Source organism: Kitasatospora sp. NPDC007106 (genome assembly GCF_040634455.1).
In the GTDB taxonomy this organism is placed as follows: Bacteria; Actinomycetota; Actinomycetes; order Streptomycetales; family Streptomycetaceae; genus Kitasatospora; species Kitasatospora arboriphila.
On record NZ_JBEYFP010000160.1, the window covers coordinates 1 to 11,105 of the forward strand.

Here is an 11,105-nt window from a genome sequence, read left to right on the forward strand (position 1 = left end):
GAGCACAACAAACTCTGTGTCAGGATCCTGCGCCTGTGCTGTCGATCGCCTAGCTGCGCGGCCTAAGGCCTTGCAATGCGGATTTTCACGTGAGGCCGAACCCGAGGGTCAGGGGGGCCTTCGCATGACGACACGTCCGTTCACCGCCGCGATGCGGCTGTATCCCGCCGCCTACCGCGCGGAGCGCGGCCCCGAACTCGCCGCCGTCTACGCGGACACCACGGCCGGCGCCGGACGCCTCGCCGCCGCCCGCGAACTGGCCGGCATAGCCGGGTACGGACTGCGGCTGCGGACCGGGCTCACCTCGGCCGCGCCCGGCGGGCGTTTACCGGCCGCCGCCGCACCGCTGCTCCTCGCGGCGGGGGCGGGAACGGCCGTCCCCGACTTCCTGATGCTGGTGCTGGAGAACAGGTGGGGGGCGCCCGTACCCGGCGACGACAGGTGGCTGTTCCTGCTCGTCGCCGTCGGCCAGCTCGCGGCCGCCGCCGCGGGCCTCGCCGGCCGGTGGGCCGCCGCCCGGCTCCTGGTGCTGCCCGTGGTCCTCGGCGTCGCCGGGCTGGCGTACCTGCGGATCGGCCACGTGATGAGCCCGACCTACCCCCGGTTCGACGTCGCCACGGTCGTGTGGCTCGGGGCGACCCTGCTGCCGCCGCTGATCTGGTCCGCCCTGCTGCTGGCCGCGCCGCCCGACCTGCTGCCCCGGCCGTCCGTGCGCCGCATGCTCGGTGCCGCGGCCCTCGCCGCCGCTTCGCTGGAGCTGTACTCCGAGTTCAGCCCGCTCCTGCACGGCGGCCCGGAGGCGTTCCTGCTGCCGCCGCTGCTCTCCGCGGCGCTGATCGCGCTCGGTCTGGTGGCCGCCTCCCGCGGCCGCGTCCTGCCGGTCGCCGTCGTCCTGGCGCTGGTGCCCGCGATGGCGGGCGAGACCCTCGGGCAGCTGTACGTGGTGTTCGGCAATCTGCGCTCGTCGGAGCTGGTGCTCGTCGCCGCCGCGGGCGTGGCCGCGTCCGTCGCCCTGCTGGTCCGCCGCGGCCGTTCCGCGGAGCTGCCGCCGGCCGTCGGCTGAGCGAACGGGGAGGGGGGCTCGCCCGGCGGGCCCCCCATGTGGCAGGGTACGCATATGTCTAGACCAATTGTCGAAGTCATCGCGCTGACCGCCCAGGACGCCCGGGCCGCCGAGTCCGGCGGCGCAGACCGGCTCGAGCTGGTCACCGACATGGCCGCGGACGGGCTCACCCCGTCGGTGGCCGACTTCGCCGGGATCCGGGCGGCGGTCTCCCTGCCGCTGCGCGTGATGCTGCGCATTCGCGACGGCTTCACCCCCGGTGACCTGGACGACCTGCTCGCCCGAACGTCCGCGCTGCGCGCCGAGGGGGCCGAGGAGTTCGTCTTCGGCTTCCTCGACCCGCAGGGCGAGGTCGACCTGGCCGCCACCGCGGCCGTCGCCGAGGCCGTGGCCGGCTGCCCGTGGACCTTCCACCGCGCACTCGACCACAGCGCCGACCGGGCGGGCGTCCGGGCCGCGGTCTCCACACTGCCGGGCCTGGACACCTTCCTCACCTCGGGCGCCCCGGCCGGTGTCGACGCCGGCCAGGGCGTCCTGGAGGGCGAGCTCGCCAAGGACGGCGAGCCCGGCTACACCCAGCGGATCCTGGTCGGCGGCGGCCTGCGGGCCGACCACGTGCCGGGCCTCAAGGCGGCCGGGTTCGACGCCTTCCACATCGGCGGCGCCGCCCGGGTGGACGGCTGGACGACCCCGGTCGACCCGGCCAGGGTGGCCGCCTGGCGCACCCTGGCCGACGCCTGACACCTGACGCCTGACGCCTGACGCCGGACACCCGATGCCGGGCGTCCGGCGCCCGCGCGGTCAGCCCAGCCGGTCCGGCAGCGGAGCCGAGTGCAGCACCTGCAGCCCGGAGACCGCCCGGGTGAGCGCCACGTACAGCCGGCGCAGCCCCGTCCGCTCGTCGGGCTCGCCCGCCACCACCTCGGCGGGCTCGTCGAGCACCACGTAGTCGTACTCCAGACCCTTGGCCAGCGAGGCCGGCACCAGGGTCAGCCGGGCCTCCGCGGTGGTCTCCGCACCCGGCTCGACGAACGGCAGGCCGGCCTCGGCCAGCGCCTCGGCGAACAGCGGGATCCGGGCGTCCGCGGCGATCAGGCCGGTCGAGCCCTCGTGGCCGAGCGCGGCCCGGCAGGCCGCCACCACCTCCGTGACGTGGTCGCCGGTCACCCGGCGGACCGTCAGCGACCCGGGCGCCTCGCGGACCGAGGTCGCCGGCGCCAGCCCCGGCGCGATGGCGGGCAGCAGCCGCGAGGCGTACGCGATGACCTCCTCCGGCACCCGGAAGCCCTGGGTGAGCTCCTCGATGTGCGCGTCCGACTTGCCGAGGTGGCGCAGCGCCTCCGGCCAGTCGGTGGTCGCCCACGGGGTGGTGCCCTGGGCGAGGTCGCCGAGGACGGTCGCCGAACCGGTCGAGCAGCGCCGGCCCACCGCGCGGTACTGCATCGGCGAGAGGTCCTGCGCCTCGTCGAGCACCACGTGGCCGAGCGAGGGGGTGCGCTGCACCAGGTCGGTGGCCTCGTCCACGAGCACCGCGTCGGCCGCCGACCAGCGGGTGGTCCTCGGCGAACGGGCGGGCTTCTCCCAGAGGATCGTCCGCTGTTCCTCCTCGGTCAGCAGGCCGTCCGCGCAGCGGGCGAGGAAGTCGGCGTCCGAGAGCAGCCGGTGCACCAGCTTCACCGGGTCGGCCGGCGGCCAGCAGGCCTTCACCACGGCCTTGACCGCGGTGTTGCGGGCCACCGCGTCCTGCACCCGGTCGTCCGGCGCCTCCCCGGACTGCTCCATCTTCACCAGGACGGCGTGCGCGATCCGCTGCGGCAGCGCCTCGGCGGCGGCCCCGTAGCGGATCTCCCGGCCCTGCAGCTCCTCGATGATCCCGGTGAGTTCGTACGCCGGGACGCGCCAGCGCCGGGCGCCGCGGACGACCACGCACGGCTCGGTCGGCAGCGTGATGCCCGAGCGGACCGCCCGCTTCAGCACCTCCGCCATCCGCGCGTCGCCCTTCACCAGGGCGGCCGCGGCGGGGTCCTCGCCGCGCACCTCCACGTGCCCGACCAGCTGCTGCACGGTCGCCTGGGCGACGTCCAGCTCGCCGAGCGCGGGCAGCACCTGCTCGATGTACTGCAGGAAGGAGTTGTTGGGGCCGATCACCAGCGTGCCGGTGCGGGCGAGGCGCTCCCGGTGCGCGTACAGCAGGTAGGCGACACGGTGCAGGCCGACGGCGGTCTTCCCGGTGCCCGGGGCGCCCTGGACGCAGACCGTGCCCGAGACGTCGGCGCGGACGATCTCGTCCTGCTCCGGCTGGATGGTGGCGACGATGTCGCGCATCGGGCCGACGCGCGGCTTCTCGATCTCCGCCGCGAGCAGCGCCGAGCGGGTGTCGCCCTCGGCCGGGTCGGTGAGGTGCTCGTCCTCGTACGCCGTCAGTTCGCCCGCCGTGTAGCCGAACCGGCGGCGCCGCTCGACGTCCATCGGGTCCTTGCGGCTGGCGCGGTAGAACGGCTGCGAGACCGGCGCCCGCCAGTCGATCACCATCGGGTCGCCGTCGGCGTCGTGCACGTGCCGGCGGCCGATGTAGAACCGCTCGCCGGTGCCGCCCTCCGCGAGTTCCTCGCTGATCGCGTGCAGGTAGTCGAGGCGGCCGAAGAACAGCGGGGTGTGCGCCAGGTCGGCGAGCGCGGCGATCCGCTGCTGGATCTGGTTGTGCAGCACGGCGGCCGACACCCAGGTGCCGGTCACGTCGCGGAGGTCCAGCGACTCGACGTCCTCGCGCATGGCGCGCAGGGCGGCGCGCGAGGAGGCCAGGTGGTCCCGCTCGCGCTGCAGCGGATCGGTGCCGGCGGCAGCGGCGTCGGTGGTGGGGGAGTGCACGGCGAACCTTCCCGGCTGCCCCGCCCGCGCACGCAGGCGCGGGGGCAGCGGACTCATGGTGGTAGCTCACGGCAGAGGAACACCGGCCGGTTGCCGACCGGCCGGACCTCCCCCGGCTGCCGCACGACGGGGCACCACGGTTCGGGAGGGGGCAGACCGGCGATCATAGACCGCTCCCGGTGGCCGCACCAAACATTTCGCACACTTCCGGCCCAAGGCCGGTCTCAGGGTCGCCACCGCCGATCCTCGGGGTCGCCCTACGCCTGGAGGACGACGTCCGGGACCCGCGGAAACGGACTTCGGGCCGATGCGCCCGAATGGCCGAAAACCTACGGTGGAAGCATGAGGAACAGAACACAGCACGCAGCAGACCGCCGCTCCGCCGACCGCCCCGACCAGGACGACCACCGCCACCGCGGCCCGGTGGCGAAGGCCGTCCGCAACGTCGGCATCATGCTCGACACCGCCGCCCGGGTGGTCTTCCTCGGCCGCGACGGCGTCTCCTACTGACCGCGCGCCCGACCCCGAGCCCGACCCTGAGCCCTGCCGGGACCGCGGGCCCGAGCCCGGCCGCCGGCCGGGCCCGTACGCCTCAGACGTCGTCCGCGTCGACGATCCGGTACGCGTAGCCCTGCTCGGCCAGGAAGCGCTGCCGGTGCGCCGCGAAGTCCTGGTCCACGGTGTCCCGGGCGACGACCGAGTAGAAGTGCGCCATGTGCCCGTCCGCCTTGGGCCGCAGCACCCGGCCGAGCCGCTGCGCCTCCTCCTGGCGGGAGCCGAACGTCCCCGACACCTGGATGGCCACGGTGGCCTCCGGCAGGTCGATCGAGAAGTTCGCCACCTTGGAGACCACCAGCACGGAGATCTCCTTGTTCCGGAACGCGTCGAACAGCTTCTCGCGCTGCGCGTTGGTCGTCTCACCCTTGATCACCGGGGCGCCGAGCACCTCGCCCAACTCGTCCAGCTGGTCGATGTACTGGCCGATGATCAGCGTCTGGTCCTTCTCGTGCTTGCGGACCAGCGACTCCACCACCCGCCGCTTGGTCGCCGTGGTCGAGCAGAACCGGTACCGCTCCTCCGGCTCGGCGGTCGCGTACGCCAGCCGCTCCGAGTCGGAGAGCGTCACCCGCACCTCGACGCAGTCCGCGGGCGCGATGTAGCCCTGCGCCTCGATCTCCTTCCACGGCGCGTCGAAGCGCTTGGGGCCGATCAGCGAGAACACGTCGCCCTCGCGGCCGTCCTCGCGCACCAGCGTCGCCGTCAGGCCGAGGCGGCGGCGGGCCTGCAGGTCCGCGGTGAACTTGAACACCGGGGCCGGCAGCAGGTGCACCTCGTCGTACACCACCAGGCCCCAGTTGCGGGCGTCGAACAGCTCCAGGTGCGGGTAGACGCCCTTCCGGCGGGTGGTCATCACCTGGTACGTGGCGATGGTGACCGGCCGGATCTCCTTGCGGGTGCCGCTGTACTCGCCGATCTCGTCCTCGGTCAGCGAGGTGCGCTTCACCAGCTCGTGCTTCCACTGCCGGGCCGAGACGGTGTTGGTCACCAGGATCAGCGTGGTCGACTTGGCCTCCGCCATCGCCGCCGCGCCGACCAGCGTCTTGCCCGCGCCGCAGGGCAGCACCACCACGCCGCTGCCGCCGTGCCAGAAGCCCTCGACCGCCTGCTTCTGGTAGGGGCGCAGCTGCCAGCCGTCCTCCTCCAGGTGGATCGGGTGGGCCTCGCCGTCCACGTAGCCGGCGTGGTCCTCGGCGGGCCAGCCGAGCTTCAGCAGCACCTGCTTGATCTGGCCGCGCTCCGAGGGGTGCACGACCACGGTGTCCGGGTCGAGCCGGGCGCCCACCAGCGGGGCGATCTTCTTGGAGCGGAGCACCTCCTCCAGCACCGGCCGGTCGGTGCTGGACAGGACGAGGCCGTGCACCGGGTGCTTCTGCAGCTGCAGCCGGCCGTAGCGGGCCATGGTGTCGGCGATGTCCACCAGCAGGGCGTGCGGCACCGGGTAGCGGGAGTGGCTGACCAGCGCGTCCACCACCTGCTCGGCGTCGTGGCCGGCCGCCCGGGCGTTCCACAGGCCGAGCGGGGTCACCCGGTAGGTGTGCACGTGCTCCGGGGCGCGCTCCAGCTCGGCGAACGGGGCGATGACGCGCCGGCAGTCCGCCGCCCTCGGGTGGTCGATCTCCAGCAGAAGCGTCTTGTCGCTCTGGACGATGAGCGGTCCGTCGTTCACGCGGGCAACCCTCCGTGTGGTCGTGTCGCAGACTTTCCAGTGTCCCGCACCCGGGCGGTGCCGGGTGACCGGGCGGCCGCAGCCTCGTTGATCAGGGCATGAACAAGCCGAACCGCCTCCTTGCCGGCCTCGCCCTCTCCGGCGCGGCCTTCGCCACCGTCCTCGGCGCGAGCCCCGCGCAGGCCGCCGAGCCCGGCCTCGACCAGGTCGCCGACATGGGCCAGCCCGGCGGCCTGCTGGGCGCCACCGCGTTCACCGCGACCGGACTGCTGACCGGGGTGCAGCCCAAGATCCCCGACCCGCAGTCCTTCGTGGAGCAGGCCAAGCAGCAGAAGGCCGAGCAGGACGCCAAGGCCGCCCGGGGCCACTGACCCGGGCCGTCAGGCCTGGTCGTCGACCTCGGCCACCCCGGTGATCCGGTGCAGGGCGAAGGTCCGCACCTCGTCCGCGTGGTGGTCGTACGCGGTGACGAAGCCGCCCTCCACCTTCACCGGGTCGACCACCCGCTGGGAGGCGATGCCCTCGGCGTTGATGTAGCCGATCCACATCCGCTCGCCGAGCAGCACCGCGGTCTGCAGCGCGGCCAGCGTGTCGGCGGCCGCGGTGCGCGGCAGCTGCCGCAGGTCGGTGCGGGCCGGACCGGACTGCGGCAGGAGCGCGGCCGGTCCGGCCACCGTCTCCCGGCGGACGGCGGTGGCCGCCCGGTCGCCGGCCCTGATCGCCTTCACCGCCGCGCCGAGCAGCGCGTCGTCGGGGCGCGGCGGCCCGTCCGGCACCGGCACGGGCGCACTGCGCGGCGGGGTCCGTCGGCTGTCCGGACGGGTGATCAGCACATCGCCCTCGGCCGACTCCGCGGCCGGCGCGTAGCCCATCCCCCGGAGCACCGCGAGCAGCGTGTCCGGCGGCGCCTGCGCGGCCAGCACCGTCGGCGCCAGCAGCCGCAGCCGCAGCTCCGCGGCGCGGCGGTCCGCCAGCACCTCGTTCAGCAGCTGCGGGTCGTCGCAGCGCAGGTACGAGGAGGCCGCCCCGACCCGCAGCACGCCGTGCCGCCGGGCCACGTCGTCGATCAGGTAGTCGAGCGGTTGCGGCACCGGGGTCCGCGAGTGCTGCGCGAGGAAGGCGTGCAGGTCGGACGCCGTCCGGCCGGCGTCCAGCGCCCGCCGCACGGACTCCGCGGTGAACCGGTACACCGTCGCCCCGCCCTTGGACTCGATGTCCGCGCAGAGCGCCAGCGCCTGGGAGAGCGGGGTGAGCAGCGGCCCGGGCGCGATCGCCGTCAGATCGGGCTGCAGGATCACGTGGTCCAGCGGCTTCGGCAGCAGCGGGTCCAGCACGGCCGCCGGGTCGCCGTCCGCCAGCAGCGCCCGGGCGGCCGCGCAGAGCGCGCCGCGACCGGTGATGCCGAGCAGCTCGGCCTCCTGCAGCGTCCAGTCGGTGAGGTGCTCGCGCAGGTCGCGGCCGTCCGGCCCGGTGGCGCCACCGCGCAGCGGGCGCTGCCAGCGCAGCGCCGGCAGCAGCCGCTCGGCCCCGGCCGTGCCGCCCGGCGGCAGTTCGGCCAGCAGCTCCAGCACCGCCCGGCGGACGGACGGCGCCAGGGTGCGGTCGAGCTCCGGGCCGAGGGCCGCCCGCGGCCTGCCCTTGGCGTCCGGGCTGCCGGTCAGCCCGGCCACCCGGGTGGCGGCAATCCAGCCCCGGACGAGCACCTCCCACCGCTCGGCGACCGAGTCCTGCAGCCAGCCGTCGTACGCCGGGGTGGGTGCCCAGTGCTCGTCCGCCTCGCCGTCGGGGGCGAGCAGCCCGGCGCCGTAGGCGAGTTCCAGCCAGAACGCGGCGACCTGCTCCGAGCAGTCCAGGGCGAGCGCGGTCCGCTTCAGGTCGCGGACACCGAGCCCGCCGGCCCGCAGGGTGGGCGGCGGCTGCAGCCCCCAGCCCTCCAGCAGCTCCTCGACGGTCCGCACCGCCGTGTACGCCTGCCCGGCCGCGGTCGCCTCCACCGTGGCCGGGTCCCGGTCGGCGGCGGACTCCACGACCGGCGGCGCCGGCTCCACCGCGCGGTGGCTGCGCCCGCCGCGCAGGTGCAGGGCGAGCTCGCGGGGCAGCACCACCGAGCCGGGGCCGGACGGCAGCAGCATGCCGCGGGCGAGCAGCCACTCCAGCGGGGTGTGCGCCTGCTCGGCGGTGACCGGGCGGGCCGCGTCCGGCAGGGTGCCGGTCGGCGGGCCCCAGACCAGCCGGTCCAGCAGGGCGAGCGCGGGCGGCGGCGCCTGCTCCAGCAGCGCCGCGCAGCGCTTGCGGTCGGCGAACAGCCCGGCCAGGGCGGCCACCGCGGTCACCGGGTCGGGCGTGGCCGGCAGCCCGGCCCCGGCCAGCAGCTCCTGCAGCCGGGCCGGCGACATGCCGACGGTGGCCTCCGACACCGTCGGGCCGAGCCCCGTCCGGCCCGGGTTGGCCGCGCTCGGTGCCAGGGCCTCCCGGACGGCCAGCACCAGGCGCAGCGCCGAGTCGGGCCCCCACAGCAGCGCCCGGGCCCGGAGCGTCTCCAGTGCCCCGGGCAGGGCGGCGGTGACGGCGGCGCGGTCCACCGGATCGGCGCCGGGGTGCGGCTTCACCCGGGCCGGGCCGGCCAGCAGGTTGCGGACGACGGTGTCGCCGGTGGCGTCCGGTGCGGCGGCGAGCGCCTCGGCGACCTGCAGGGTGAACCGGTCGAGGCGTTCCAGCGCACGCAGCGCCGAGGCCCGGCTGGAGAGCCGCGCGGAGAGCTGGGTCAGGTCCCCGGGCACCGGGTTCAGCAGGTCGGGCCGTGCGCGCAGCAGCCCGGAGAGGGCCTCGTCGCTGCTGGCGCGGAGCTCCTCGGCGAGCGTGCGGGGTGCGGCGGCGGCCCGGGCGCGGGACGGTCCGCTCTGCTGGGTGGTCATCCGACCCAGACTAGTCCGCCCTCCTCACCCGGGCCCAGTGCCGAACGGCGCCCGGCTCGGGGAGGGCGAGGACCGACGCGGGCGAGGGCCGGAGCACGAGGGCCGGAGCACGAGGGCGGCCGGCCGGTGTCCGGCGACGGCGGCGCCTCTCGCCCGCGCGGCCCGCCAGTCGGTACCGTCAGCGGTGGGCGGGCCGGTGAGCGAGTGGGGTGCGGGACATGGCGGACGTCGGGGCGGACGGCGGGACGGGCGGAACGGCGGACGGCGCCGGACAGGGCGGCGGGGGCGGCCGCCGGGCCGGCGGCGAATGGTGGCGGTCCGAGCAGCCGTGGCGGGTGATCGGCCCGCCGCGTCCGGCCGCCGACGACACCCCGGCCGCGACCGCGGGCCCGGCCGACGAGCAGAGCGTCTACGCCGCCGACGGCACGCCCGCCGCGGACGGCCTGCTCCCCGGCGGCCCCGGCGGCGGGCTCAGCCTCCCCGGCTGGGAGGTGGTGCAGTACCCGGACGGCGTCGACCTGCTCGGCCATCGGACGGCCGACCTCCCCGCCCCGCGCACCGAGGCCGAGGCCGCGGCAGCGGCCGCCGCCCCGGCACCGGAGGCGCCAGCCGCCCCGGCCCGGGTCAAGCTCCGCAAGGGCCGCGGCCGCAAGGACGCCGGGGACGCCGGGGGAGCCGGAGGCGCAGACCCCGCCGCCGGCGCCGCCCCGAAGGCGGACCCGGCCGGGAAGGGCGGCCTGCTCGCCGGCCGCCGCCCCTCCCCGCTGCTGCTGTTCGCCGCGGCCGCCCTGCTGGCCGGCGCCGCGACCGGGCAGCTGCTGGCGATGCTGCTCGGCTGGGGCGCCGCCTACCTCTCCCGGCAGTTCTCCGACCTCGCCCGCAAGACCGTGGTGCTCGGCATCCCGCTGGCCACCATGTTCGGCTCCGCGGTCTGGTACTGGGGCCGCACCAAGGGCCGCTGGGGGCAGCCGCTCGCCGAGGGCGCGGCGATGAACCACGCGGTCTGGACGGCCGCCCCCGACGTGCTCCGGGCCGCCGCCGTGATCACCGCGGCCGCCCTCCTCGTGGTGACGCTGCGCCGCCGCAAGGCGGCCGGCTGACCGGCCGCCGCGGAGCTCAGCCGCCGAGGAAGCGCTGCAGCTCGCCGAGCACCAGGTTGGCCCCGGTGTAGCCGACGCCCTGGAACCACAGCCCGTCCTCCACCGGGAAGGCCCGGTGCGCCCGGACGGCGCCCAGCGCGAGCCAGGCCGGGCTGCGCAGCACCGCCGTCGTCCCGGCCCGGTCCGGGTCGCCGTAGGTGGCGTAGAAGAGGAAGTCGGCGTCGGCGCGGGCGAGCTGGTCGAGCGACAGGTCGATCTCGTCCTGGTCGGTGTTCTGTGCGTCGGGGCGCCCGAGGCCGACGTCGGCGAGGACGCTGCCGAGCCAGCTCTGCCGCCCGCAGGTGCGGATGCCCGGCGGCGGGCCCTCGACGAAGCGCAGCACGCTGATCCGGCGGCCGCCCGACCCGGCGTCCCGGATCGCCTTGGTGGCGCGCTCGGTGTGCCGGCGGTACTCGGCGGTGACGGCGGCGGCCTGCTCCTGGCGGCCCAGCGTCTGGGCGTGCAGCTGGAAGTTGTCCTTCCAGGGCGGTCCGGGCGCGCGGCTGAACACGGTCGGGGCGATCTGCTGCAGCTCGGCCAGCCGGGCGCCGTCCCGGGCCTGGCTGCCGAGGACGACCTGCGGCTCGACCGCGCGGATCCGCTCCGGGTCGGGGCTGCCGGTGTCGCCGACGTAGGCGATGCCGCCGAGGCGGGAGGCGGGCCAGTAGTCCGGCAGGCCCTGGTCGAGCGCGGAGCGGGTGGCGCCGACCGGGGTGATGCCGAGGGTCATCGCCGAGTCCAGTTCGGGGGTGCCGAGCACCACCACGCGGATCGGGCCGCCCGGTACGGTGACCGGCCCGGTCGCGGTGGTCACCGTGGTGCTCGGGGTGGGCCGCGGGACGGGGCTGCCGGTCGCCGAGCCCCCGGTGCCGGACGCGCCGGACGCGCCGGAC

The 11,105-nt window shown here is 76.1% G+C and carries 9 protein-coding genes; 5 read left to right on the forward strand and 4 right to left on the reverse strand.

Going from position 1 to position 11,105, the window contains the following annotated elements; translation table 11 throughout:
- Positions 1–124: 124 nt before the first annotated feature.
- Together ABZ641_RS15785 and ABZ641_RS15790 are read left to right on the forward strand one after the other, a co-directional pair.
- Entirely contained in the window at positions 125–1,063 is a 939-nt protein-coding gene (locus tag ABZ641_RS15785) for a hypothetical protein (protein WP_359982264.1), read from the forward strand.
- A 54-nt stretch (positions 1,064–1,117) separates the two neighbouring features.
- Positions 1,118–1,804 (forward strand): copper homeostasis protein CutC, encoded by a 687-nt coding sequence (locus tag ABZ641_RS15790; RefSeq protein ID WP_359982266.1) that lies wholly within the window; start codon positions 1,118–1,120, stop codon positions 1,802–1,804.
- Positions 1,805–1,864: 60 nt separating this feature from the next.
- Here the strand turns inward: ABZ641_RS15790 and ABZ641_RS15795 are convergent, their stop codons facing one another.
- On the reverse strand, positions 1,865–3,931 hold the full coding sequence (locus ABZ641_RS15795) for an AAA family ATPase (RefSeq protein WP_359982269.1): 2,067 nt from the start codon (positions 3,929–3,931) through the stop codon (positions 1,865–1,867).
- 342 nt (positions 3,932–4,273) lie between these two features.
- Here ABZ641_RS15795 and ABZ641_RS15800 point away from each other — a divergent pair, with 342 nt between their 5' ends.
- The gene (locus ABZ641_RS15800) at positions 4,274–4,441 is read left to right on the forward strand and encodes a hypothetical protein (protein ID WP_344622538.1); all 168 of its coding nucleotides are present in this window, start codon (positions 4,274–4,276) and stop codon (positions 4,439–4,441) included.
- An 82-nt stretch (positions 4,442–4,523) separates the two neighbouring features.
- Here ABZ641_RS15800 and ABZ641_RS15805 read toward each other — a convergent pair whose 3' ends face one another.
- Positions 4,524–6,158 (reverse strand): DNA repair helicase XPB, encoded by a 1,635-nt coding sequence (locus ABZ641_RS15805; RefSeq protein WP_344622537.1) that lies wholly within the window; start codon positions 6,156–6,158, stop codon positions 4,524–4,526.
- 98 nt (positions 6,159–6,256) lie between these two features.
- On the opposite strand from ABZ641_RS15805, the gene ABZ641_RS15810 reads away from it, so the two are divergent.
- Entirely contained in the window at positions 6,257–6,529 is a 273-nt protein-coding gene (locus tag ABZ641_RS15810) for a hypothetical protein (protein WP_344622536.1), read from the forward strand.
- A 9-nt stretch (positions 6,530–6,538) separates the two neighbouring features.
- Here the strand turns inward: ABZ641_RS15810 and ABZ641_RS15815 are convergent, their stop codons facing one another.
- Entirely contained in the window at positions 6,539–9,073 is a 2,535-nt protein-coding gene (locus ABZ641_RS15815; RefSeq protein WP_344622535.1) for a helicase C-terminal domain-containing protein, read from the reverse strand.
- Positions 9,074–9,291: 218 nt separating this feature from the next.
- On the opposite strand from ABZ641_RS15815, the gene ABZ641_RS15820 reads away from it, so the two are divergent.
- Positions 9,292–10,173 (forward strand): hypothetical protein, encoded by an 882-nt coding sequence (locus ABZ641_RS15820; protein WP_359982273.1) that lies wholly within the window; start codon positions 9,292–9,294, stop codon positions 10,171–10,173.
- Between the two features lie 16 nt (positions 10,174–10,189).
- On the opposite strand, the gene ABZ641_RS15825 is transcribed toward ABZ641_RS15820, so the two are convergent.
- A partial coding sequence (locus ABZ641_RS15825) for an iron-siderophore ABC transporter substrate-binding protein (RefSeq protein ID WP_359982276.1) occupies positions 10,190–11,105 on the reverse strand: 916 nt, incomplete at its 5' end.